At 64.3% G+C, this 24052-nt stretch carries 17 protein-coding genes; 9 read left to right on the top strand and 8 right to left on the bottom strand.

Annotated elements, in window-relative coordinates; translation table 11 throughout:
• Nucleotides 1–18: 18 nt before the first annotated feature.
• Genes AC0L2H_RS22770 through AC0L2H_RS22760 form a run of 3 tightly spaced genes read left to right on the top strand, consistent with a single transcriptional unit; the run spans nucleotide 19 to nucleotide 3587 of the window.
• Entirely contained in the window at nucleotides 19–1521 is a 1503-nt protein-coding gene (locus AC0L2H_RS22770) for a CpaF family protein (RefSeq protein WP_473592298.1), read from the top strand.
• A 23-nt stretch (nucleotides 1522–1544) separates the two neighbouring features.
• On the top strand, nucleotides 1545–2558 hold the full coding sequence (locus tag AC0L2H_RS22765; RefSeq protein ID WP_473592297.1) for a type II secretion system F family protein: 1014 nt from the start codon (nucleotides 1545–1547) through the stop codon (nucleotides 2556–2558).
• 12 nt (nucleotides 2559–2570) lie between these two features.
• Nucleotides 2571–3587, top strand: coding sequence for a type II secretion system F family protein (locus tag AC0L2H_RS22760; protein WP_107652316.1), 1017 nt, complete (start codon nucleotides 2571–2573; stop codon nucleotides 3585–3587).
• 193 nt (nucleotides 3588–3780) lie between these two features.
• Here AC0L2H_RS22760 and AC0L2H_RS22755 read toward each other — a convergent pair whose 3' ends face one another.
• Nucleotides 3781–4602 carry a tetratricopeptide repeat protein gene (locus AC0L2H_RS22755; RefSeq protein WP_473592296.1) on the bottom strand — a complete coding sequence of 274 codons (822 nt, stop codon included), beginning with the start codon at nucleotides 4600–4602 and terminating at the stop codon, nucleotides 3781–3783.
• Nucleotides 4603–4722: 120 nt separating this feature from the next.
• Between AC0L2H_RS22755 and AC0L2H_RS22750 the strand changes: the two genes are divergently transcribed.
• The 5 genes from AC0L2H_RS22750 to pdeM all read left to right on the top strand — a co-directional run bounded on the left by AC0L2H_RS22750 (nucleotide 4723) and on the right by pdeM (nucleotide 10740).
• Nucleotides 4723–6084 carry a leucyl aminopeptidase family protein gene (locus AC0L2H_RS22750; protein WP_473592295.1) on the top strand — a complete coding sequence of 454 codons (1362 nt, stop codon included), beginning with the start codon at nucleotides 4723–4725 and terminating at the stop codon, nucleotides 6082–6084.
• A 57-nt stretch (nucleotides 6085–6141) separates the two neighbouring features.
• Nucleotides 6142–6492 carry a MarR family winged helix-turn-helix transcriptional regulator gene (locus tag AC0L2H_RS22745; protein WP_473592294.1) on the top strand — a complete coding sequence of 117 codons (351 nt, stop codon included), beginning with the start codon at nucleotides 6142–6144 and terminating at the stop codon, nucleotides 6490–6492.
• A 55-nt stretch (nucleotides 6493–6547) separates the two neighbouring features.
• Nucleotides 6548–7408, top strand: coding sequence for a C40 family peptidase (locus tag AC0L2H_RS22740; protein ID WP_473592293.1), 861 nt, complete (start codon nucleotides 6548–6550; stop codon nucleotides 7406–7408).
• Nucleotides 7409–7477: 69 nt separating this feature from the next.
• Nucleotides 7478–10027: a ligase-associated DNA damage response DEXH box helicase gene (locus AC0L2H_RS22735; protein WP_473592292.1), complete on the top strand. Its 2550-nt coding sequence runs from the start codon at nucleotides 7478–7480 to the stop codon at nucleotides 10025–10027.
• Nucleotides 10024–10740 (top strand): ligase-associated DNA damage response endonuclease PdeM, encoded by a 717-nt coding sequence (gene pdeM, locus AC0L2H_RS22730; protein ID WP_473592291.1) that lies wholly within the window; start codon nucleotides 10024–10026, stop codon nucleotides 10738–10740. Before AC0L2H_RS22735 ends, pdeM begins: the two co-directional genes overlap by 4 nt.
• 3 nt (nucleotides 10741–10743) lie before the next feature.
• On the opposite strand, the gene AC0L2H_RS22725 is transcribed toward pdeM, so the two are convergent.
• Genes AC0L2H_RS22725 through AC0L2H_RS22715 form a run of 3 tightly spaced genes read right to left on the bottom strand, consistent with a single transcriptional unit; the run spans nucleotide 10744 to nucleotide 15350 of the window.
• Nucleotides 10744–11673: a dimethyl sulfoxide reductase anchor subunit family protein gene (locus tag AC0L2H_RS22725; protein ID WP_473592290.1), complete on the bottom strand. Its 930-nt coding sequence runs from the start codon at nucleotides 11671–11673 to the stop codon at nucleotides 10744–10746.
• Between the two features lie 15 nt (nucleotides 11674–11688).
• Nucleotides 11689–12423: a 4Fe-4S dicluster domain-containing protein gene (locus AC0L2H_RS22720; RefSeq protein WP_473592289.1), complete on the bottom strand. Its 735-nt coding sequence runs from the start codon at nucleotides 12421–12423 to the stop codon at nucleotides 11689–11691.
• On the bottom strand, nucleotides 12420–15350 hold the full coding sequence (locus AC0L2H_RS22715; protein WP_473592288.1) for a molybdopterin oxidoreductase family protein: 2931 nt from the start codon (nucleotides 15348–15350) through the stop codon (nucleotides 12420–12422). Before AC0L2H_RS22715 ends, AC0L2H_RS22720 begins: the two co-directional genes overlap by 4 nt.
• 275 nt (nucleotides 15351–15625) lie before the next feature.
• On the opposite strand from AC0L2H_RS22715, the gene AC0L2H_RS22710 reads away from it, so the two are divergent.
• Entirely contained in the window at nucleotides 15626–16516 is an 891-nt protein-coding gene (locus AC0L2H_RS22710; RefSeq protein ID WP_473592287.1) for a LysR substrate-binding domain-containing protein, read from the top strand.
• A gap of 5 nt (nucleotides 16517–16521) precedes the next feature.
• Here the strand turns inward: AC0L2H_RS22710 and AC0L2H_RS22705 are convergent, their stop codons facing one another.
• The 4 genes from AC0L2H_RS22705 to AC0L2H_RS22690 form a co-directional block, all read right to left on the bottom strand.
• On the bottom strand, nucleotides 16522–17778 hold the full coding sequence (locus AC0L2H_RS22705) for an Hsp70 family protein (RefSeq protein WP_473592286.1): 1257 nt from the start codon (nucleotides 17776–17778) through the stop codon (nucleotides 16522–16524).
• A gap of 249 nt (nucleotides 17779–18027) precedes the next feature.
• A complete protein-coding gene (locus tag AC0L2H_RS22700) occupies nucleotides 18028–18822 on the bottom strand; it encodes a TIGR02186 family protein (protein ID WP_473592285.1) in 795 nt (264 codons plus the stop codon).
• Nucleotides 18822–19745 carry a sulfite exporter TauE/SafE family protein gene (locus tag AC0L2H_RS22695; protein WP_473592284.1) on the bottom strand — a complete coding sequence of 308 codons (924 nt, stop codon included), beginning with the start codon at nucleotides 19743–19745 and terminating at the stop codon, nucleotides 18822–18824. The genes AC0L2H_RS22700 and AC0L2H_RS22695 overlap by 1 nt, the downstream gene beginning before the upstream one ends.
• Nucleotides 19746–19937: 192 nt before the next feature.
• Entirely contained in the window at nucleotides 19938–23900 is a 3963-nt protein-coding gene (locus AC0L2H_RS22690; RefSeq protein WP_473592283.1) for a peptidoglycan-binding protein, read from the bottom strand.
• Nucleotides 23901–24052: the final 152 nt, after the last annotated feature.

The raw sequence follows: 24052 nt of genomic DNA, 5'->3' as shown, positions 1-24052 counted from the left end.
CGAAATTGGTAGTCGATCATGTTTGGTAAGAGAGGCAGTGACGACGGCAGCCGGTTCACGCCGGAATTCCGTCAGCCGGCACCTGCGCCTGCCGCCCCGGTGCCGGCAAACCCGTCGGAAACGGCGGTTCTTGCCAAGCCCGCGCCGCCGTCCGGTGCGGCTGCGCCGGCGCCCGCGCGCCGCGCGGTCGAGGCGCCGCCATTGGCGCCGGAGCCCAGACGGGTCCAGCGCGAAAAGAGCGAAACCTACTACGACACCAAGAGCCAGGTCTTCTCGGCGCTCATCGATACGATCGACCTGTCGCAGCTCGCCAAGCTCGACCCCGAAAGCGCACGCGAGGAAATCCGCGACATCGTCAACGACATCATCGCGATCAAGAATTTCGCGATGTCGATTTCCGAGCAGGAAGAGCTGCTCGAGGATATTTGCAACGACGTGTTGGGCTACGGGCCGCTGGAGCCATTGCTCGCCCGCGACGACATCGCCGACATCATGGTCAACGGCTCCAAGAACGTCTACATCGAAGTCAACGGCAAGGTCGAGCAGACCGGCATTCGTTTCCGCGACAACCAGCAGCTCCTCAACATCTGTCAGCGCATCGTCAGCCAGGTTGGCCGCCGTGTCGATGAATCGAGCCCGATCTGCGACGCGCGTCTCCCCGACGGCTCCCGCGTCAACGTCATCGCGCCGCCGCTCGCCATCGACGGCACCGCGCTCACCATCCGCAAGTTCAAGAAAGACAAGCTGACGCTCGATCAGCTGGTCAAGTTCGGCGCCATTTCGCCGCATGGCGCCGAGATCCTCAAGATCATCGGCCGCGTCCGCTGCAACATTGTCATTTCGGGCGGGACCGGCTCGGGCAAGACGACGCTGCTCAACTGCCTGACCAACTATATCGACCGCGAGGAGCGCGTCATCACCTGCGAGGATTCGGCCGAGCTGCAACTGCAGCAGCCGCATGTCGTGCGTCTGGAAACCCGCCCGCCCAATCTCGAAGGCGAGGGCGAGGTGACCATGCGCGACCTGGTCAAGAACTGCCTGCGCATGCGGCCCGAGCGCATCATCGTCGGCGAAGTGCGCGGACCGGAAGTGTTCGACCTTCTGCAGGCGATGAACACCGGCCATGACGGCTCGATGGGAACGATCCACTCGAACAGTCCGCGCGAATGCCTGAACCGTATCGAATCGATGATCGCGATGGGTGGCTACACGCTGCCGCAAAAAACCGTGCGCGAAATCGTCGTCGGTTCCGTTGACGTGATCATACAGGCCGCGCGCCTGCGCGACGGATCGCGGCGCATCACCCACATCACCGAGGTGATCGGTATGGAAGGTGATGTCGTCATTACGCAGGACCTCGTCCTCTATAACATCAAGGGCGAGGACGCGAACGGCAGGCTGTTGGGCGAGCATGTGTCGACAGGCATCGGTCGCCCGCATTTCTGGGACCGCGCCCGCTACTATGGCGAGGAACAGCGTCTCGCCAATGCGCTCGAGGCGATGGAGAAACGTGCTGACTGACGAAGGGGCAGGGGTCACGGTCGATGTTCGGAATTGACGCCACCGTATTGGCATTCATCGCGCTCGCCGGCTTCAGTGCCGGCGGGATTGCCTATGCTTTTTTGTTCAATCAGATCAGCGAGGAGAAGCAGGTCGGCAGGCGGCTGGAGACGATCAAGACCGCCGAGACGGATCGTGCCGTCGTCAAGGCCTCGCGCGATCGTGTGGTGGAAGCCGCCAAGCGGCGCAAATCGGTGCAGGACTCGTTGAAGGAACTCGAACAAAAACAGAAGTCCAACCAGCGCATCGTCAAGAAGCCACCCCTGAAAGCCCAGATCCGCCAGGCCGGCATGAAGGTCTCGCTCGAGCGTTTCTATGTCTACTCGGCCGTTTGCGGCGCCGTCCTGACGTTTGTTGCCTATTTCATAGGTGCGCCGCTGCTTGCGTTGCCGGGCGTGCTGCTGGTGGGTGCTCTCGGCCTGCCGCGCTGGTTCGTCTCGTTTTCCCGTGCTCGCCGGGTCAAGGCTTTCCTCAACGAATTCCCGAATGCGCTCGACATCATTGTGCGTGCGGTCAAATCAGGCCTGCCGCTGAACGACGCCATCCGCCTGATCGCCAACGAATCTCCCGAACCCGTCAAGACCGAGTTCCGCCGCATCGTCGATTCGCAGCAGATGGGCCTGTCGATCCCCGACGCCTCGTTGCGCATGGCCGAAACCATGCCATGCACCGAGGCGAGCTTCTTCGGCATCGTCATCCAGATCCAGTCCCAGGCCGGCGGCAACCTTTCGGAGGCGCTTGGCAATCTTTCGCGCGTGCTTCGCGACCGCAAGAAAATGAAGGCCAAGGTCCAGGCGCTGTCCATGGAAGCGAAGGCATCCGCCGTGATCATCGGCGCCCTGCCTTTCATCGTCGGCTTTCTCGTCTACCTGACCAGCCCGAACTACATCATGCCGCTGTTCACCACCAGCGTCGGCAATCTGATCCTCGGCTGTTCGGCCGTCTGGATGTCGATCGGCATCCTGGTGATGCGCAAGATGATGAACTTCGAAGTCTAGGATTGAGAGCGCATGACCGAACACGTCATCGGAACCCTGACCGACCCGGCAATTCTCATTGCCATGCTGGTCGCCATCGCGGTGTTTGCGACCGCCCTCACACTGTTGCCCGCCTTCGGCGGGAACCAGCTCAAGACTCGCATGAGATCCGTTGCGCTGGAGCGTGACGAGTTGCGCGCCAAGCAGCGCGCGCGGCTGGCCGCCGAGGCCGACCGCCGTCGCAAGGGCCTGCGCGAGGAACAATCGATCGGCATGCGCAACATCGTCGATCGCCTCGATCTGAGGCGCGCTTTGGCCGATGAAGGCACGTTGCAGAAGCTGAAAGTGGCAGGCTTTCGCGGCCAAAACCCGCTGACGCGGTTCCTGTTCTTCCGCCTGGTCCTGCCCTTTGTCGGCTTCGCGCTGGCTTCGATATACCTGTTCGTGCTCGGCGGATTGCCGGAACAACCGCCTTTGATCAAGGTATTCGTCTGTATCGTCGTCGCCTATGCGGGTTTTTACGCGCCGGTGCTCTATGTCAACAACCGAGCCACCAAGCGCAAGCAGTCGATCCAGATGGCCTGGCCGGACGCACTCGACCTGATGCTGATCTGCGTCGAGTCGGGCATGTCGGTGGAGGCGGCACTTCGCAGGGTCGCCGACGAGATCGGCGCACAGTCGGTAGCGCTCGCCGAGGAGTTCATCCTGACCAATGCCGAGCTTTCCTATTTGCAGGAACGTAGGCAGGCTTACGAAAACCTTGCAAGCCGCACCGGCCTGGAATCGGTGAAATCGGTATCGCAGGCACTGGTCCAGGCCGAACGCTACGGCACGCCGGTGGCGCATGCGCTGCGCGTGCTGGCCGCCGAAAGCCGTGACATGCGCATGAACGCCGCCGAGAAGAAGGCGGCGGCCTTGCCGCCCAAGCTCACCGTGCCGATGATCCTATTCTTCCTGCCGGTGCTGTTCGCCATCATTCTAGGCCCCGCAGGCATTCAGGTGAGCGAGCGCGGCATCTTTGGCGATACGCCGAAAACCAGCAGCCAGTAAGCGACCTGTCGAAGCCAAGGAGAAAGCCGCGCTGCTGACGCCGCGCGGCTTTGATGTCTAGCACATGTCGCGCAAACTCTCAAAAAGCGACGTGCTTCAGATTCTTGTTCTTATGCATGTCGTTACCACAAAACCGCTGCACACTTTCGCGCGACATGCATTAGGCGGCTGGATATCGAGGTAGCTGCTATTGTCAGTTGGTGGCAGGCTTTGCCTTGTCCTGGTCCTTGAGCTGGCTCCAGGCATTCTGCTGGGCAAGCATCTGGCGAAGATAGGCCACGTTCGCCTGCGCCTGCTCGGGCGACAGTTCCTGCGAAGCGATCTTCTCGGCCTCGTCGAAACGGCCCTGCAGGCCGACGACCAGCGCCAGGTTCTGGCGGACCCGGCTGTCCGCGTTCGGTTGCCGGGCGGCCGTGCGCATATAGGTTTCAGCCGTGCGCAGATCGCCTTCCAGCACATAGGACATGCCGAGGTTGGAAAGGATCGAGGGCTCGTTCGGCTTGAGGTCGAGCGCCTTGCGGTAATCCTGGCGCGCTTCGTCCTTCTGGCCGAGCTGGTCGAGAATGGCGGCCTCCGCCGATACCAGCTTCCAGTCCGGATATTCCGGCGTTTGCGCCCGGCGCACGGCGTCGAGTGCCGGCTCGAACTGGCCGTTGGCGGCGAGCGCCTTGCCATAGGCAGCAAGCACGTCGCGGTCCTTTGGCAGGGCGATCGCCAGCTTGCGCATCACCGCCAGCGACTGGTCGGCATCGCCATCCATCTGCAGCGCGGCTGCATAGTTCGTCGCGATCCGCTTGTCGTTGGGGTTTTTGGCATAGGATTCGCCAAGTCTGGTTGTTGCGCTATGCAATTCGCCAGCCGACATGGTTTCCAGCGGTTTGCCGCTGGAACGCGCGATCGAGCCGGTGGTGAGTTTGCTGGTTCCGCAGCCGGCGACGCCGGCTGCAAGCGCCATCATCAGCGCCGTGGTGATCAGCCGTTTTCCCGTGGCGTTCATCGTTCGGTTGCTCGGCATCAACGTCGGCCTCTATCCGTGCGCGTGGCCATTGCGTGGCCGTCTTTCCTCCCAAAGAAATATTCTGTTAACCCTAACGGAGAGTTAAGAAACGCCGACTCGAAAGCCGGAGACCATTCCATGCCCGTCGAACTCGTCGAGACGAAACCCAAGAACGCGCTGCCGGTGCATCTGGTCGCCAGGGACGGTCTGGAGACAGCAAGCCTTGCGCCATCTTCGATCGCCTGGGCGAGGGCCAACGGCTTCTCCGGCGAGGCCGGCAGGACGCTCATCGTACCCGGTGAAGGCGGCGCGCTGGCCGGCGCGCTGTTTGGCGCTGGCGATGGCGCGCTCGCCATCGGCGCTCTGGCGAGAGCCTTACCGGAAGGCGACTGGCATTTCGCCTCCGCATTGGCCGAGCCGGAACTCGCGTCGATTGCACTGTTGCTTGGTGGCTATGCCTTCACCCGCTACGGCAAGAAACCGGGCAAGGCACTGCGCTTCGCGCTGCCGCATGGCGCCGATGCGGCGCGCGTTCGCCGCATCGGCGACGGCGTCTTCCTGACGCGCGATCTGGTCAACACGCCGACCAGCGATATGGGGCCGGACCAGCTGGAGGCGGCGGTTCGGACACTGGCCGCGGCGCACAAGGCCGAAGTGTCGGTGACCAGGGGCGACGATCTGCTGACGCAGAATTTCCCCATGATCCACGCGGTCGGCCGTGCATCGGCCGATGCGCCGCGCCTGATCGGTATGAACTGGGGACCGAAGAATGCGCCGAAGGTGACATTGGTCGGCAAGGGCGTCTGCTTCGACACCGGCGGCCTCGACATCAAGCCGTCGTCGGGCATGCTCTTGATGAAGAAGGACATGGGCGGTGCCGCCAATGTTCTGGGTCTCGCTTCGATGATCATGGCGGCCAGGCTGAAGGTCCGGCTGCGGGTGCTGATCCCGGCGGTCGAGAATTCGATCGCCGGCAACGCCTTCCGGCCCGGCGATGTGCTGGCGAGCCGCAAGGGCATCACCGTCGAGATCGGCAACACCGACGCCGAGGGGCGGCTGGTGCTGGCGGATGCCCTGGCGCTGGCCGATGACGAGAAACCGCAATTGCTGGTCGACATGGCGACCCTGACGGGGGCCGCGCGCGTCGCGCTCGGTCCCGACCTGCCGCCTTTCTACACCGGCGACGAAGCGCTGGCGTCCGAACTGGCGGCGGCCTCCGTTACGGTCGAGGATCCGCTGTGGCGCATGCCGCTGTGGAGCCCCTACGACGCAAAGCTGTCGTCGAGGATTGCCGACATCAACAACGTCACCACTGACGGCTTCGCCGGCTCGATCACCGCGGCACTGTTCCTCAAGCGTTTCGTCGAGAAAACGGCCGCCTGGGCGCATTTCGACATCTTCGCCTGGAACCCGTCCGATCGTCCCCATGGTCCGGCCGGCGGCGAAGCGCAAGGCATTCGCGCGCTGGAGAGCGTCATCTCCAAACGCTTTGGCTCATAGCCAACGAAGGTTCGCGACTGAAACGGAACCGAAACAATTTGCCGTCATGCTGGCCGGATGTCGATCGCGATGCGTCCGAGCCAGGCCATGCGACTGTGGCAGCAGGTCATGCTGTCGCAGGTGCGCGAGAACGCGCCTGATCTTACCATGCGCCAGACGGCGATCCTGTTCACTATCTATCTCGATCCACCGCCGCATACCGTGCGCGGGCTGGCCGCACGGCTCAACGTCACCAAGCCGGTCATCACCCGCGCGCTCGACGCGATGGGCGCGCTGAAGCTGGTGTCGCGCCATCGCGACGAACTCGACAAGCGCAACGTGCTGGTCAAGCGCACGGTCGAAGGCGCGCTCTTTGTCGAGCGCTTCGGCGATGGTATCATCGCCAGGGCCCAGGAACTGCCCATCTAGGGCAAAAGCTCAAACGCCAAGATAAAAACAGCCAAAATAGAACAGAGTTGCCGATTTGACCGCCCGTGACGCTCGCCTCCACGCCTTCCGATCCGATCTCGCCGACGCTAGGCTGAAGGGCGAGGTTGCCGCCGAGCGCTTTGTCGCCGGCCGGTCGGCGCGGATCACAGCGTCCGTGGCCGACATACGCAAGGCGCCGCGGCCCGATGCCGGCGTCAACACGCAAGCCCTGTTCGGTGACGATGTCCTCGTCTTCGAGGACGCTGAAGGCTGGGCCTGGATCCAGGCTGAGCGCGACGGTTATGTCGGCTATGTAGCCGACACTGTGCTGGGCGCGCGGGATCACACGCCGACCCATGTCGTTTCGGTGCCGCGCACCTTCCTCTATCCCGGCCCGGATTTGCGGTTTCCCATCACTGGACAACTCTCGATGGGATCGGCGGTAACGGTGACTGGTGCTGCTGAAACGCGCGGCACGCACTATGCGCTGCTGCCATCCGGCGAGGCGATCATATCGGGCCATTTGCGGTCAGTCGGCGAGGCGGCTGACGATTATGTCGCCGTCGCGGAGACGTTTCTCGGGACGCCCTATCTGTGGGGTGGCGCTTCCGGCTTCGGTATCGACTGTTCCGGCCTCGTGCAATTGGCGCTGCGCATGGCCGGCAGGCAAGTGCTGCGCGATTCCGACATGCAGGCGGCAACCATCGGCGAGCCGCTCGACCCCGGCCCGGATTTTGCCGGGCTCAGGCGCGGCGACCTGGTGTTCTGGAAAGGCCATGTCGCTGTCATGACCGATGCCAGGACCATGATCCACGCCAACGGCCACACCATGCTGGTCTCGCGCGAGGGGTTCAAGGATGCCGTTGCCCGCATCGGGTATCTCTATGGTGGGCCGACGGGATTCCGACGGCCTTAGAGCGAATCTTGATCCCTTTTTGTTCCGATTCCGCTTGGCGATTGCACGCCGTCGCGCTACCTCTGGCGCGTGACAGAGCAGCCGCGCCTTGCCGAACAAAATACTGCCGTGATCTTGCCGGAGCCATTCGTCAAATGGTTCGCGCAAAAAGGCTGGTCGCCGCGCGTCCATCAGATCGAGTTGCTGGCAAAGGCTCAAGCAGGGCAGTCGGTATTGCTGATTGCGCCGACCGGCGCCGGCAAGACGCTGGCCGGGTTCATGCCGTCGCTGACCGAACTGGCCAATCGGCCAAGGAGCAGGCCAGGACAAGCACGGCGCGGCATCCACACGCTTTACATTTCGCCGCTGAAGGCGCTGGCCGTCGACATCGAGCGCAATCTCGGCAAGCCGGTGGAAGAGATCGGACTGCCAGTTACCATCGAGACGCGCACCGGCGACACGCCGGCACACAAGCGCCAGCGGCAGAAGCTGGCGCCGCCCGACATCCTGCTCACCACGCCCGAGCAACTGGCGTTGTTGATCGCAGCCGGCGACGCCCGGCGGTTCTTCGAGGATCTGCGCTTTGTCGTGTTCGATGAACTGCATTCGCTGGTAACCTCAAAGCGCGGGCATCTGCTCGCGCTCGGACTGGCGCGGCTGCGCAGCTACGTGCCTGGCCTGCAGACGATTGGGCTTTCCGCCACAGTCGCCGAGCCCGACGAATTGCGTCGCTGGCTGGTCGGACAGAACCCGCCCAAAAACTCGACAGGCCCCGGCATGGCCGAACTGATTGTGGTCACTGGCGGCGCCAAGCCCGAAATCTCCATTCTCGACTCGGAAGAGCGTGTGCCCTGGGCCGGACATTCGGCTCGCTACGCGACACCAGAGATCTACCGTGAGATCAAGCGCCACAAGACGACCCTGCTTTTCGTCAACACGCGCAGCCAGGCCGAGCTGCTGTTCCAGGAGTTATGGCGGGTCAATGAAGATACCTTGCCGATCGCGCTGCATCACGGCTCGCTCGACGTCGCCCAGCGCCGGCGCGTCGAGAAGGCGATGGGCGAGAATGCGCTGCGCGCCATCGTCGCCACTTCGACGCTCGACCTCGGCATCGACTGGGGCGATGTCGATCTTGTCGTGCATGTCGGCGCGCCGAAGGGGGCGAGCCGCCTGGCGCAGCGGATCGGCCGCGCCAACCACCGCATGGACGAGCCGTCCAAGGCCATCCTGATCCCGGCCAATCGTTTCGAGGTGCTGGAGTGTCGGGCGGCGCTCGACGCCAACTATCTCGGCGCCCAGGATACGCCGCCGCTGATCGATGGCGGACTCGACGTGCTGGCCCAGCATGTGCTGGGCTGCGCCTGCGCGGCCCCGTTTCGTGCCGATGCGCTGTACGAGGAAGTGCGGACCGCAGCGCCCTATGCCAGCCTCGACCGGCCGACATTCGATCGCGTCGTCGATTTCGTTGCCACCGGCGGCTATGCGCTGAAGAACTACGAGCGGTATTCCCGCATCCGCCTCAACAAGGACGGATTTTGGCGGGTGTCCAATCCCCGGGTTGCCCAGCAATACCGGCTGAATGTCGGCACCATAATCGAGGTGCCGGCGCTCAACGTGCGTTATGTCAGGGCTGGCAGCAGAGGCTCGGCTTCGCGCGGCGGCCGGGTTCTTGGCAAGATCGAGGAGGCTTTCCTCGAAACGCTGACGCATGGCGACACATTCATGTTCGCTGGCAAGGTGCTGCGCTTCGAGGGCATTCGCGAGAATGAGTGCTTCGTGTCGAACGCGCCTGGCAGCGATGCCAAGGTGCCCTATTACGGTGGCGGCAAGTTTCCGCTTTCGACGTATCTTGCCGAGCAGGTCCGCATCATGCTGGACGACCCCCGGCGATGGAAGAAGCTGCCGGAACAGGTCGCCGACTGGCTGCGATATCAGGCCGACAAATCGGTGCTGCCCAAACGCGACGATCTGTTGATCGAGACCTTTCCGCGCGGCAACCGGCATTACATGGTCGCCTATCCATTCGAGGGCAGGCTGGCGCACCAGACGCTTGGCATGCTGCTGACACGCCGCCTCGACAGGGCTGGAGCCAGGCCGCTCGGCTTCGTCGCCACCGACTATGCGCTTGCCATATGGTCGCTGGCCGACATGGGCCAAATGTTCACGGCGAAGAAACCATCGCTCGCCGCACTCTTCGATCAGGACATGCTGGGCGACGATCTTGAAGCTTGGCTGGCCGATAGCTGGCTCCTGAAACGAACTTTCCGCAATTGCGCGCTGATCTCGGGACTGATCGAGAAACGCCATCCGGGCCAGGAGAAAAGCGGCCGCCAGGTTACCGTGTCGACCGACCTGATCTACGACGTGCTGCGCAGCCATGAACCCGACCACATCCTGCTTCAGGCGACGCGCGCCGATGCCGCCACGGGTCTGCTTGATGTCAGCAGACTTGCCGAGATGCTCTCGCGCATTCAGGGACGAATCGTGCATAGGAACCTCGAGCAGATTTCGCCTCTCGCCGTGCCGATCATGCTTGAGATCGGCAAGATGCCGGTGCATGGCGAAGCCGATGAAACACTGCTGATGGACGCGGCGACACTGGTCGAGGAGGCGATGGGTCCGGGAATGAGTGAAGCATGAACTATTCGCTGGCGCGCGCATCGCTGACCGCCGAGGCCGACTTCGTCGGAATCGCCGGCGAACGTGCGGTTTGCGACCCGCGCGGCGTGCTCTATTTTCCGGAGCTTCGGCTTCTCGTCGTCTCGGATCTGCATCTCGAAAAGGGATCGTCGTTTGCCCGGCGCGGTGCCCTGATCCCACCTTACGACACCGGCGCGACGTTGTTGAGGCTGCAAGCGGTAATCGCGGATTACCAGCCTGCCATTGTCATCAGCCTGGGCGATAGCTTTCACGATGGCGGCGGCGCCGCGCGCATGCACGCAAGCTTCCGCGAAAGGCTGGAAGCACTGATGGCCGGCCGCGACTGGTTCTGGGTCGCCGGCAATCACGATCCGGAGGCGCCCGCCGACCTGCCCGGCGACACCGTGCGCGAACTCGCCATCGGTTCGCTGCTGTTCCGGCACGAACCCTCCAAGGTGCGCGTCGAAGGCGAAATATCAGGTCATCTCCATCCTTGTGCTCGCATCGTCCAGCGTGGCCGTTCGGTGCGGCGGCGCTGCTTTGCCGGCGATGGTGGCCGCATGATCATGCCGGCCTTCGGCGCCTATACCGGCTCGCTCAACGTGCTCGACCGCGCCTATGCCGGTCTGTTCCGCCGCGAGAGCCTGATGGCCTATATGCTGGGCGCCGAGCGCATCTTCGCTATTTCCGGCTCGATGCTGCGGCCGGGCTGAAACCTATCTGCCGTAGTATAGCGTAACTGTGTGCTTTGCTTCGGCGAAGAACAGCCAGCGCTCGACCAGCATCCCGGCGAATTGGGCCGCCGCCGCTAGCACCGACAGCACCGCCGCAGCCTGCCAGGGCAGGGCCAACACAATGGCAAGCAGCAGGACAGGCAAGGCGAAAGCCAGCAATTGCGTGATCCGGCGCAGTTTCGCGGCGTGCTTGCGCGCGATGCGAAAGCCCATTTCCTTGAGCAGATAGTTTTCCTCGGTGTGCGGCCATTCCAGCGACCGCACCGTGCCGCCGGCCAAGCCCGTCGCGGTGTTGGCGGTGGTCGGTATTTCCAATCGGTCATTGTGCCGCCAGGTCGCCAGCTTCCAGCCCCAGCCAAGCAAGGTCAGGCAAACCGCCAGAAGGATGTTCGAGCCGACGGCAAAGCCCTGCAGCAGCGCGTTCAGAAGCACGCTGCCGGTCATCGCCGAAAAAATAAGGTAGCCCGGCAAGGTATAGCGGCTGTGCCACTGGGCGATCGGCTTCAGCGACGCATAGATCATGCCGGTGGTGCAGACGGTGACGACCGCGCCGACGGCCGCCAGCAATCCGGCAATGGCCACCCAGCCATCCGTGCGGCCGAGCAGCACCCAGCCTATGCCGAACAGTCCCGCCGGGACAAAGGTGACGACCGACGCAACGCCCTCGCGCGACAACCAGGAGCTGCGCCATTGCGAGAAGGCGCGCCATGCCCGCTCCGGCCGGCCGAGATGGCCGGTCGAGGACAGCAGGCCAGCGGCGATCAGGCCGAGCGCCAGCCCCAGGCCAATGAAACCGAGCCAGAAATCGGGTGGGATCGCACCGGCGCCGGCAAGCACGCCGAGCAGCGCGAGCAGGCCGTAACCGGCGCCCGTGGCGGTGGTGAAAAAAACGACGGAGAAGGCTGGATGCATGAGGCTGGTTGCTGGTCAGTTCGAAAGCATGCGGTCGACCCAGCCAAGGAAACCGCCTTCGGTCCGCACTGGCTCGAGCGCTGGCGCCGGAACCGATGCGGCGCGCGTGGTATGGGCGCGCGGCGGCAGGTACTTGTTGGTCGGGTGATAGCCCATCTCAGGCATCAGGTCGACGCCGCCACGCTCGGCCACCAGCTGCGACACCGCCGAGGTTGGATCGCCGAGGTCGCCGAAATGCCGGGCACTGGTCGGGCAGGCGGCGACGCAGGCCGGCACGCGGTCCTCCTCGGCCAGATTGTCGTTGTAGATGCGGTCGACGCAGAGCGTGCATTTCTTCATCACACCAACATCGGTGTCGAATTCACGCGCCCCGTAGGGACAGGCCCAGCTGCACAATTTGCAGCCGATGCATCTGTCCTCGTCGATCAGCACGATGCCGTCCGAAGCGCGTTTGTAGGAGGCTCCCGTCGGGCAGACGGTGACGCAGGCCGGCGTCTCGCAATGCAGGCAGGAGCGCGGGAAGTTCACCGTGCGCCCGCCCATCTCGGTCGTGTGCTCGTAGCTGTGGACGCGGTTGAACCAGACACCGTCGACATTGCCGCCATAGGGGTCGATGTCGGTCAGCGGCGCCATATGGCCGCCAGTGTTCCATTCCTTGCAGGCGGTGACGCAGGCCTGGCAGCCGACGCAGGTGTCGAGATCGATGACCAGGCCAAGCCTTTTGTCGGTGTGAGCGGGAAGGCAGGTCATTCGGCGGCTTCTCTTTTCATGCGGAACTCGGCGCCGAAGCGGAGTATGTCAGGCGAAGGCGCGAAATGCGGCGGCTGGCGGAAACGTTCGAACTGCGGCTCGGTGAAGCCGGCTTCCTCTCTCGCACATTTGACGATGCGCACGCGCAGGTCGAACCATGCCGCCTGGCCGGTGACGGGATCGGAATTCGAGTAGCGCTTGCCGTTCGCATCGGCAGAGGTCTGGTCGCCGATGATGTGGTTGAGCAGGAAGCCGCGACTGCTTTCCGCCGCATCGTCCTTCAGGCCCCAACTGCCGCGCCGCTTGCCGATGGCGTTCCAGGTCCACACCGTGTCGGGGTTGACGCCGTCGACCAGCTTGATCTGCCCCTTCACCCGGCCGTTGATGCTTTCGATCCACACCCAGTCGTCGTCGACTAGGCCCAGATTGGCAGCCGTTTTCACGTGCACGAACAGCCGGTTCTGGCTGGTGATCTGCCTGAGCCAGGCGTTCTGCGAGCCCCAGGAGTGATACATGTGCATCGGCCGTTGCGTCAGCGCGTGCAGCGGATATTTCTGAAGGTCGACCACGGCTTCCTCGAACGGGGCGTACCAGAACGGCAGCGGGTCCATATAGGTCTCGATGCGGCCGCGCTCGCTCGCCGGCGGCTGCACCCGCCCATGGCCGCGCGCCGCAAGGCGGAAGCGCTGCATCGGTTCGGAATAAAGCTGGAAGACGATGGGCTCGGCCTTCGGGATGAAGCCCATCTGCTCGGCGAAGCCGAGGTAGGAGCGGTTGGCCATCTTGTAATAACGCTGGTCGGCGGAAAAGTCGTGGTGCCAGAAGCCGCCATTGTCGATGTAGCGCTGCAACTGATCGGGATTGGGCTTGCCCTTGCCGATAGACGCCCCGTCCTTGCCGCGCCAGCCGGCGAGCGGACCGATGCCCGGTGTGCGCTGGTGATTGACGATGTAATCGGCGTAGTCGCGATATCTGGCCGAGCCGTCATCATCGACGAAACCAGGCAGGCCGAGCCGCGCGCCGAGCTCGATCAGCACGGACTGGAACGGCCTGACGTCGCGGTCAGGCTCGACGACGGGATGGCGGATGGCGTCGCCCGGCCCGTCGGCATGGCTGATCGGCCGGTCGAGCAGGCTGATGCAGTCATGCCTTTCGAGATAGGTCGTGTCCGGCAGCACCAGATCGGCGAACGGCACGGTCTCGGAGTAATAGGCATCGGAATAGATGATGAACGGGATCTTGTAGTTGCCGGCCTCGTCCGCGTCGGTCAGCATACGAATCGTCTCGACGGTGTTCATCGACGAGTTCCAGGCCATGTTCGACATGTACATCAGCAGCGTGTCGATAGGGTAGGGATCGCCCGCCCAGGCGTTGCGGATCACCGTGTGCATGAGCCCGTGCGCGGCCAGCGGCGCGTCCCAGGAATAGGCCTTGTCGATGCGGATGGGCGTGCCGGCTTCATCGACCAGCAGATCGTCCGGCCCGCAGACGAAGCCGAGCGGCATGCCCTCCAGCGGTGTCATCGGCTGCACATTCTTGCCCGCGGGCTTCGGTCCCGGCGGCGCCGACCGGGGATAGGGCGGCTTGAAGCGGAACCCGCCGGGTACATCCACCGTGCCGAGCAGCACCTGCAACAGGTGGATGGCGCGGCAGGTGTGGAAGCCGTTCGAATGGGCCGAGATGCCACGCATCGCATGCATGGCGACAGGGCGGCCCTTGATCGTTTCATGGCGGCGGCCGGCCCAGTCGGTCCAGGCCACCGGCAGTTCGATCGTCTGTTCGAAGGCGACATGCGCCAGCTCGGCGGCGATCCGGCGGATCGTCTCAGTGGGAATGCCGCAGCGCTCCGCGACCGCGTCGGGTGCATAGCTTTCGTCGAGGTAACGGTCGGCGATGAGCTGGAACACCGGAACGCAGCGGCGCCCATCGACCGTGAAGCTGCCGGTCAGTGCCGGTTTCGCATCGGCGTTCGTGGCGTTGACGGGATTTTTTGCCACCCTGTCCCAGGCCAGCGGATTGCAGGCGCCGTCGCGCACGAACAGCCCGTCATCGGCGGCGCCCGGCTCCTGAATGACGAGCTGATGTGCATTGGTGTAGCGCAGCAAATAGTCGAGATCGACGCGGCCGGCCTTCAGCAACTCATGGATCAGGGCGAACACGAACAGGCCGTCGGTGCCGGGCCGGATGCCGATCCAATCGTCGGCGATGGCGTTGTAGCCGGTGCGGCAGGGATTGATCGAAACGACCTTGGCGCCGCGCGCCTTGAGCTTGCTCAGGCCGATCTTGATCGGATTGGAATCATGGTCCTCGGCGACGCCGAACAGCATGAAGTATTTGGTGTTGTCCCAGTCGGGCTCGCCGAATTCCCAAAACGAGCCGCCGATCGTGTAGAGCCCACCGGCCGCCATGTTGACCGAGCAGAAGCCGCCATGGGCGGCGAAATTCGGCGTGCCGAACTGGCCCGCCCACCAGCCGGTCAGAGATTGCGACTGGTCGCGTCCGGTGAAGAAGGCGAGCTTCTTCGGATCGGTCCGGCGGATGGCCGACAGCCGCTCCGTTGCGATCGAAAAGGCTTCCTCCCACTCGATCTCGCGGAACTCTCCCGAACCACGTGCACCGGTGCGAAGCAGCGGTTTCTTCAGCCGCGCCGGGCTGTAGTGCTGCATGATGCCGGAGCTGCCCTTGCCGCAGATCACGCCGCGATTGACCGGATGGTCCTTGTTGCCATTGATGTAGCGGACCTTGCCGTCCTTGATGTGGACGTCGATGCCGCAGCGGCAGGCGCACATGTAGCAGGTGGTCTTGGCGATGCGGTCGGAGACGTCGGGCGAAGTGTCGACGCCGTCGCCCTCGTCGGGCGCGCGCGTGTCGGCGAGCGGCCGTTGGGACGGTGCGGAATTGGCGCCGCGCGGCGGTCCTTGGGTCATGATCTGCTTTTGTCGTTCGAGTATTTGGCTCGTGTCTTTGGCCCGGGTCCACGCATGTAATGTTCTTCCGGGTGATAGCCGTCGCCCGCGAGCCGCCGCCGCAGGCTGCGGGTCCAACTGGCAAACAGCGACTTGAACCGCCCTATCAATTTCTAGCCCTTGCCGCTTGGCTGCGATTTTTTTCCAACTTCGGTCAGAAATTTAGAACAAAGCAATCGATCTGTCTAATAACTTGCTCTTGTAATTCCAATCGATTTTGCTTCTTAATCAGGAGCATGACCCTGGACCAGTTGCGCATCTTCGTCGCCGTCGCCGAGCGTGGCCATATGACCAAGGCGGCCGAGCTTTTGGGCATCTCCCAATCGGCGGCGTCGGCCGCCATCCGCTCGCTTGAGCAGCAGCATGGCGTCCGGCTGTTCAACCGGGTCGGCCGCAACATCGAGCTTGCCCAGACCGGACTCCGGTTCCTGCCCGAGGCCAAGGCCGTGCTCGAGCGCGCCGCCGCCGCAAGCAATGTGCTGGAACATGTCTCACAGACGATTACTGGGAGCCTGTCCATCGCCGCCAGCCAGACCATCGCCAGCTACTGGCTGCCGCGCCGGCTGGCCTCTTTCCATGAGGCCTATCCCGCCGTTCGGCTGAGCGTCACCATCGGCAATACGAGACAGGTCGAGACCCATGTTCTCGATGGCACGGCGGATTTCGGCCTGGTCGAGGGGCGCACCGAATCCGACGTGCTGCGGCGCGCCAAGGTCGATGTCGACAGGCTGCTGCTGGTCGTGGCGCGATCCCATCCAAAGATCGCTGCGCCGCCGCACGGCCCCCCTGATATCAGGGAGCTGCGCTGGATCATCCGCGAAGCCGGCTCAGGCACGCGCGAGGTGCTGGAGGATCTGGCGCGCCGCCAGGCGGTCTCGCTCGCCGACCTCCAGATATTCCTGGTCCTGCCGAGCAACGAGGCGATCCGCCAGGCGGTCGAGGCCGGCGCCGGGGCGACCATCATCTCGGAGCTTGTCGTCGCCGGCGCAATCGCCGAAGGCAGCCTGCGCTCGGTGCCGATCGACCTGCCGCGGCGCGACTTCGCCATCATCACCCACCGCGACCGGCAGGCAAGCCTCGCCCAGATGGCGCTCAAGACGCATCTTGTTGCGAAGCCCAAGGCGTAAGCGGATCAGCCAAATTTCCGCTGGGCGTCCAACGCCAACCCAAGCCCCACCGAACCGAACATGTCGCCTTCGATGACGGACGCCTGCGGCACCAGCGCCAGGATCTCCTGTCTCGCCAGCGGGATCGCGGTCGAGCCGCCGGTCAGGAACACCGCGGTGATGTCGGACGGCTTCACCCGGGCATCCCTGATGGTCTGTTCGACCGTGGCCGTCACCTGCCCGATGTCTCGGGCGATGGTTGCCTCCAGCCCGGCGCGCGTGATTTCGGCCGCGAATTCCACGCCCGGCAGCCCAACCGCGACCTGCGCCGACAATTGCCCGGTCAGCTCGATCTTGGCCCGCTCGACCAAGGCGGCCAGCGCGTGCCCGTAGCGGTGCTCGACGACATGAATGAAGCGGTCGACCAGGTCGGCGCGTTCCGCCTCGTAGCGGATCTGCCTGAGATGCGTCATCGCCCTGGCGGTGTAGACGAGGTTGATGCGCTGCCATGTCGCCAGGTCGATGAAGTAGCTGGCCGGCAGATTGCGCTTGCCGTCCTTGGTCGGCGTCAAATAGCCGAGTTCGGGCATGACATGGGCGATGCTCAGCAGTCGGTCGAAGTCGGTGCCGCCGATATGGATGCCGCGGCTGGCCAGGATATCGTCCTTGCGGTCGAGCGAGCGGGCGCGCTGCGGCGAGACCCGTACGATCGAGAAGTCGGACGTGCCGCCACCCATGTCGACGATCAGCGCCAATTCTTCCCGCGTCACCTTCTGCTCGTAATCGAGCGCCGCGGCGATCGGCTCGAACTGGAAGGCGATATGCGTAAAGCCTTGGGCGCGGGCGGCGTTTTCAAGCTCGCCCTGCGCCTTGGCGTCGGCTTGCGGATCGTCGTCGACAAACTGCACCGGACGGCCGAGCACCACGCTCTCGACCGTCTCGCCGGCATCCTCTTCCAGCCGCTTCTTCAGATGGCCGACGAATAGGCCGACGATCTCCATGAAGCCGATCGACCGCGACTTGATGCGTGTCTTTTCGTGAGCAAGCGAACTGCCGAGCACGCTTTTCAGCGAGCGCATCAGCCGGCCCTCGATGCTGTCGGTGTAGTCGGCAATCGCGCGGCGGCCGTAATAAGTGTAACCGTCCTCGAAATTGAAGAACACCGCGCTTGGCAAGGTGGGCTGTCCGCCCTCAAGGGGTACCAGCCGTGGCCGGCCGTCGTGGATGACCCCGACGGTGGAATTGGACGTGCCGAAGTCGATGCCGCCGAATGCCGGTCGCATGGTCGCTCCCTGTCATGGCTTCTCGGGCAAAGAACCAGCGGCGTCGGAAGACGCGCCGTGGTCCGGAGGACCGGACCGTTCTGCCGAATTGATCTGTGCGTGTTTACCCGTGGGCTGGGAGGCGGCGGTCTATCGCAAGATCGCCGAAAGGGAAACCCCTGTCCCCGGGAAAATGGCTTTCCATTTGTCCCCCGGGAAAATGGCTTTCCATTTGTCCCCGGGCAAATGGGCTTCCGTTTTCCCAAGACGTCAATCCTTGCGGAAGACGAGCCTTCCGAGCCAACCCGTCAGCATGGCCAGCGATACGGCGAAGACGCCGTAGAGGAAGGAATAGTCGTGCGCGACGCGGAAGATCGACTGTTCGAAGCCGGACTTGCGGATTTCGAGCTGGGCGGAGCTTTCCTTGATGAACAGGCCGCTCTTGAACAGGAAGGCGCGGGCCTTGTGGGTGCCGACCGGAACGTTGGGAGCAAGCCTGACGGTGGCGCGAAACAGGTTCTGCGACAGGAACTGCACGCCGCCGACATTCTCGCTGTAGAGGCCGGTCGCCGTCTTGCGCTCGCGCAGTGCCGCGGTGAACTCCTGGATCGTCGCCGGACTGTCGCCGGCATCGGCCGGCTGCATGTAGAGGTTGGAGGCGCCGAGCGACAATTGCTTATAGCTGTTCGGGTCGGTGACGTCCTGCAGCGGCCGCGTCGTCGCCACCGAATAGGACACCGGCACGTTCTCGAAGGTCTCGGATTCGAGATTGATCCAGATGCCCAGCACCCGGTCCTTGCGGCGCACGACAACCGGCCGGGCCGGGCCTTCCAGAACGACGATGACATCGTAGCGCCCCTGGCGCGCGACAAGCGGGTCGGCGTTTTCCAGTGAGCCGAAAATGGTGAGGTCGGCGCCGGAAAAGCCAGCGGTGATCGAGACATTGTCGGTGGACAGGCCGATCTGGATGTTTTCGGTCGGTGGCGTCTGCGCCATGGACGGCAACGCGGCGACGACCGAGAGCGTCAGCCAGGCAGCGGCAACGAACCCCCTCGCGCCTGCCATCAGCCCAGATCCACGCCGGTGAGCGAATAGCGGTTGGGCGGCGTCACGAACAGGTCGATGGCAAGCCGGATCGCTACCGCCAGCACCAGCAGCGCCAGCAGCGCCCGGAGCTGCTCGCCGCGCAGCCTCTGGCCGGCCTTGGCGCCATATTGCGCGCCGGCGACGCCGCCCGCCATCAACAGGAAGGCGAGCATGACGTCGACCGTCTGGTTGGTGGTGGCGTGGACCAGCGTGGTGTAGGCCGAGGTGAAGATGATCTGGAACAGCGAGGTGCCGATGACGACGTTGGTCGGCACTTTCAAGAGGTAGATCAGCGCCGGCACCATGATGAAGCCGCCGCCGACGCCCATGATCGACGACAGGAAGCCGATGCCGGCGCCCAGTCCAAGCACCGGGATGACGCTGACGAACAGCTTCGAGGCCCTGAAGCGCATCTTGAGCGGCAAGCGGTGGATCCAGTTGTGCTGGCCGGATTTCTTCAGCACCGGGGCGGCGCCACCGCGGGTGGCGCGCAGTGCATTGACGCTCTCGACCAGCATCAGCCCGCCGACAGTGCCGAGCAGCACGACATAGAGCAGCGAGATGAACAGGTCGAGCTGGCCGAGCCGGCGCAGGAACCCGAAGACGAAGATGCCGGCAGTGGAGCCGACGATGCCGCCGGCCAAAAGCACCCCGCCGAGCTTGAAGTCGAGCGTCCCGCGTTTCACATGCGACAATGCGCCGGAGAAGGAGGAGGCGATGACTTGGTTGGCGCCGGTGGCGACCGCGATCGCAGGCGGAATGTTGTAGAAGATCAGCAGCGGCGTGATGAGGAAGCCGCCGCCCACCCCGAACATGCCCGACAGGAAACCCACCGCCGCGCCCATGGCCAGCAGCACGAAGACGTTGACGGAAATTTCCGCGATCGGGAGATAGATGCCCACCCGTCAGTCTCGATCAATATGCCTGTCGGCGAATGCAACCGTTGCGGGCATCTTGCGCCAAAAAAGCTAAATTGTTCTTGCGCCGGCCGGACGGCGAAGTCAAACCGCGCCGCGCCGCCGAAACAAAAAACAACTCAATCAGTTAACAGGCAAATGTGTGGCAAGGGCATCGTGTAAACGACGCATCTGCCGTTATTTGCGCGCCAGCAACGCCTTGACCAGCTTTTCGTCCACCGTACCGGTCGCCTTCATCTTGTTGTCGGTCTGGAAAGCCATGATCGCGGTCTTGGTTTTCCCGCCCATCACGCCGTCGGCGTTGCCAGCCTCATAGCCGTTCTTGTTGAGGATGCGCTGAATGTTCTGAACCGCCTTTTTCATGTCGACGCTGGCGGTGGTCTGAGGCGTGCCGTCCTGCCAGGATTCGGGAATGTCGGCCGAATTGGCGGCCGGATCGAGCGGCTTTGCCTTCCACAGTTCGGCGGCGGCGCGTGCGCGCTCCAACTGCTCGGGCCTGAGCGCGTTGGCGATCTCGTCGCGCTTTGCCGCCGCGTCCTTGTCGCCGGTCTTGGCGACGAGTGCGAACCATTTATAGGATTCTTCGAGGTTCTGCTTCATCCCGACGCCTTTCGCCGCCAGGATGCCGAGATTGAACTGGCTGTCCTTGACGCCGAGATCGGCGGCCGCCTGGAACCACTTGGCAGCCGATTCATTGTCGGTCACGCCGTCCGCCGCCATGGCGAAGAGCACGGCCAGATTATGCATGGCGCTGGCGTTGCCCTGTTCCGCGGCCAACTGGTACCAGGTCTTCGACTTCTTGACGTCGCGCGCGACGCCCACGCCCTTCTCGTAGAAATTGCCGATGCGGTACTCCGCCGGGGCGAAGCCGAGTTCGGCTGATTTCTCGTACCATTTGGCGGCCGCGGCCATGTCTTCCTTGACGCCGCGCGATTCGGCATAGCGCGAGCCGATCTCGAACAACGCCTTGGCGTCGCCGCCGGCCGCCGCGTCGCGCAACGCCGCCGGGCCGGCATCGGCCGGTATATCGATCCTGGCAATGGCTGGCGTCGTCGAATCATCCGCGGGCGCAACCGCCCCGGTCATGTCCTGGGTGCTCGGCGTGGTCGCCGGCGCAGTGGCCATTGGCTCGGCGGTGGTGGGTTCTGCGGATGTCGAGGCAGTCGCTTCCGGCGATGCGGCCATCGGATCAGGCGACGCCGCCGATGCCATTGGAGCAGGAGCCGTGGGAGCAGGGGCTGGCTCCGCGGACACGGAGTCCATCGGGGTTTCGGCGTTGGTCGGCGCGTAGACAGCGGTCTGCGCCGTCATATCGTCCTTGGTCAGGGATGCGGATGGCTCTGCCTGCCTGACAGTACGGTCCGGCTCGCTGTCCCGATCGGCGGTTTGCGCAGCCGTCTTCGGCCCGCTGGTGGCGCCGGCCGACGCGGCTTCCACCGGTTGCGCCGCCACGATCGGCGCCGCATCGTTGCTGGCCATTTCGACGGGGTCGGAGAAGAAGGCCTTGCCAAGTTGCAAGCCGGCGAGCGCCAGCATGATTGCGGCGGCGGCCATCAGGATCGGCTTGCGTCGCTTCTTGAGCAGGTCGCCGATTCTGAGCGCCTTCACCGGGCCGCTCTTCGTCGACTGCCGCTTGAGAACCTCGGCCTCGGCAGCCGCGGCCTGTGCCGCTCGTCTGGCCGCCGCGATGAAATCCGACTTGGCCGTATCGGTGTCGCCGCTCCTGGCGGCCGGCCCACGCTCGTCGCGAACGCGCTTCATGATGGCATTGAGGTCGGGTGCGCCGGAGCCGGGCTCCAGCGGCCGGTTGGCGAGCTTGGGGTCGAGTGGCTCGTCAAGGTCGACGCTTGGCATCTCGACACCAGGCGCCGAGCCGGCAAGCGGCGGAATGTCCGCCTCCTTCTTGCCCTTGAAGGCGCGCGCCAGTCCACCGAACATCGACTTGCGGCCGCCGGCCGGTTCGTCCGTCCCCGGCTGCGTGTCGGAGCCAAGCGCGGCCATGGCCGCCGCGGCTGCGGCTTCGGCCGGTGTGCGCTGGTTTGGTCCGTTGCGCATGATGGCAGCGGCACGGCTCTCGAGTTCGGCCATGTCACCCGTCAGCGGCAGTGGCTGGTCGATATCCATGGACGGCGCGGCCTGAACGGTCATCTTCGCCCGCCGCCCGCCGCGCCAGCTGTCCTGATCGGCCGGTTGTACATTCAGAAGTTCGCTGACCGCGTCGGTCGGCTCGCTGGTTTCCAGCGACCCCAGCCGGTCGACGATCTTGAGCAGCGTGTCGTGGATGGCCTCGAAGGTTCGCGAATTGCGCTCGTCGGAACGGCGCGTCAGGGCTTCGAGCGTCTTCAGATCCTGGGCGAGCCCGGAAACGGCCGCTGTGTTGGCGCTGGAGCCGGCCAGCGAGCTGACGGCGTTCTCAGCCGCCTCGCGCGCCACGGTGAGGATGGAATCGCGGGTTCCAGCCAGCGACTTCTCGATTTCGTTGAGGCGCGGGCTGATGTCCTCGAATTCCGGCAGTGGTGTGCCGGGTTTCGAAAGGTGGGCCGACAGACCCGCGACCTGCGCTTCCAGGCTGCGGATCAGCGCCGGGTCGATGCCGGCGACTTGCGCCGCGGACGAATCCAGCCGGTGAGAGATATCTTCCAGCCGGCTTTCCAGGCCACGGATCGCTGCCTCGCCGGCGGGATCGGGAGCGCGCGTTTCCATGCGCTTGGCGAGCGCGGTGAAGCGGGCGTCGATGGCGTCCATGATGCCGGCGCTGTCGACCTGTGACGGGCGCTGGTCCAGCCGGTCGGCGACTTCGTCCAGCCGGCGCTCAAGATCGCGAAACAGCATGTTTCCCTGCTCGATGGCGTCGCCCTGGCGCCGCTCCATCATGCCTGACAGCACATCGAAGCGCTGTTCGAGGCCCTGGAAAATATATTCGGCGTCCGGCATGGCCGGCGCCCGGTCGATCTTGTCGGCAATGAGCGCGATCTGATTGCCGAGACGCTCCATCGCCTGCTCCGGCAGATTGGCGCGGCCGGCGAGATCGTCGACCCGGCTCGACAGCATGTTGAGCTGGTCGATCACCTGATTGCCAGGCCGGTCCTGCGCGACTTCCTCGATCTGCTGGGCAAGCGAGGCGATGCGCTTCTCGATGCGTTCGAAGGGTTCCGGATCGAATGAATTGGCCTGCGCTGCAACGGTCGATGCGACGATGGCGCGGGAAATCTCGTCCAGCCGCTCGTCGATCATGCCGAATGTGCCGGTGCTGCGATTGTCCTGCTGGCTGGCGAAATGGTCGACGGCGCCGGCAAGCGTGCGGACTTTGTCTTCGAGCGAACGCAGCGACAGCGATTCCGGCAGATTGTTGACGGCATTGCTGATCTGTTCGAGCCGATCGGTCAGCATCGCAAGGCCGGGCGCATCCGATCGCTTCTGCTGATCGGCATCGACACGATCTTCGAAAGCGCTCCAGCGGCGGTCGAATTCGTCCCAGCGGCGGCCGACCGCCTGAACGCTCTCCTCGCGCGCCAGCGTATCGAGCGCGGCCTTGACCTGCTCCAGTTCAAGACGAAGCATGTTGACGCTTCTGTCGTCGCTCTTTTCGGCCAGCGTCTGGATGGCGCCGGAAAGCCGCTCGAACTCGACGCCGAGTTCGGCGCTTCCCTTGCCGCCTGCCGACCGGCCGCCCGGCTGAGCGCTTGCCTGGAAGGCCCGCTCGATATCCTTGCGCAGGGCCTCGAACTCACGTTGCAAGCCGACGGTCATCTGGTGGCGCAGTTCTTCGCGCAGGCCGCGCAATTCGCCGGCGATCTTGCCGACCACGGCGACGCCGTCCTCCTGGCCGCGCACGCGGTCGATATCTCGGGCGATCGCCTCGTAATTCTGGTCGAAGGCGGCCGGCGCCGGATCTTTCGGCCGCTGCTGCGCGGGGCGCGGCTCCTCATGCCAGCGCTGCTGGCCATAGGGTTCGGCGCTGGCATAGCGCGGCTCCGCGGCCGGCCGGCGCGGATCGGGACGCACATTTGCGTCCTCGCGCGTGCGCTCCAGCCGCTGCTCCAGCGTTTCCAGGGAACGGTTGAGCTCCTCAAGCGTGGTATGCGGCCGGCGTTGTCTGCCGGCGTTGAGTGTATCGAGATAGGACCGCTTGCTGTTCATCAATGCGCCCGTTTCAGAATTGCTGGCTTATGGCCAGTTTCCCAAAGTCCTGCCGGGAAACGAGGCGACCGAGCGGTTTTGCCGCGGTGGAAGGCGAACTTCCCGGGATCTCACCCGCGCTTCGAAAAACCGTGAAAAATTCGCTACAGGAT

It is taken from the genome of Mesorhizobium sp. WSM4871 (assembly GCF_055811295.1).
The sequence above is the reverse complement of the archived record's forward strand: the minus strand, read 5'-3'. Positions and strand labels throughout refer to the sequence as shown.

What these genes read in the sequence shown, in the direction of transcription:
- AC0L2H_RS22770 (WP_473592298.1), top strand. Translation starts at nt 19, where the DNA reads ATGTTTGGTAAGAGAGGCAGTGACGACGGCAGCCGGTTCACGCCGGAA.
- AC0L2H_RS22765 (WP_473592297.1), top strand. Translation starts at nt 1,545, where the DNA reads ATGTTCGGAATTGACGCCACCGTATTGGCATTCATCGCGCTCGCCGGC.
- AC0L2H_RS22760 (WP_107652316.1), top strand. Translation starts at nt 2,571, where the DNA reads ATGACCGAACACGTCATCGGAACCCTGACCGACCCGGCAATTCTCATT.
- AC0L2H_RS22755 (WP_473592296.1), bottom strand. Translation starts at nt 4,602, where the DNA reads ATGCCGAGCAACCGAACGATGAACGCCACGGGAAAACGGCTGATCACC.
- AC0L2H_RS22750 (WP_473592295.1), top strand. Translation starts at nt 4,723, where the DNA reads ATGCCCGTCGAACTCGTCGAGACGAAACCCAAGAACGCGCTGCCGGTG.
- AC0L2H_RS22745 (WP_473592294.1), top strand. Translation starts at nt 6,142, where the DNA reads ATGTCGATCGCGATGCGTCCGAGCCAGGCCATGCGACTGTGGCAGCAG.
- pdeM (WP_473592291.1), top strand. Translation starts at nt 10,024, where the DNA reads ATGAACTATTCGCTGGCGCGCGCATCGCTGACCGCCGAGGCCGACTTC.
- AC0L2H_RS22725 (WP_473592290.1), bottom strand. Translation starts at nt 11,673, where the DNA reads ATGCATCCAGCCTTCTCCGTCGTTTTTTTCACCACCGCCACGGGCGCC.
- AC0L2H_RS22720 (WP_473592289.1), bottom strand. Translation starts at nt 12,423, where the DNA reads ATGACCTGCCTTCCCGCTCACACCGACAAAAGGCTTGGCCTGGTCATC.
- AC0L2H_RS22715 (WP_473592288.1), bottom strand. Translation starts at nt 15,350, where the DNA reads ATGACCCAAGGACCGCCGCGCGGCGCCAATTCCGCACCGTCCCAACGG.
- AC0L2H_RS22710 (WP_473592287.1), top strand. Translation starts at nt 15,626, where the DNA reads ATGACCCTGGACCAGTTGCGCATCTTCGTCGCCGTCGCCGAGCGTGGC.
- AC0L2H_RS22705 (WP_473592286.1), bottom strand. Translation starts at nt 17,778, where the DNA reads ATGCGACCGGCATTCGGCGGCATCGACTTCGGCACGTCCAATTCCACC.
- AC0L2H_RS22700 (WP_473592285.1), bottom strand. Translation starts at nt 18,822, where the DNA reads ATGGCAGGCGCGAGGGGGTTCGTTGCCGCTGCCTGGCTGACGCTCTCG.
- AC0L2H_RS22690 (WP_473592283.1), bottom strand. Translation starts at nt 23,900, where the DNA reads ATGAACAGCAAGCGGTCCTATCTCGATACACTCAACGCCGGCAGACAA.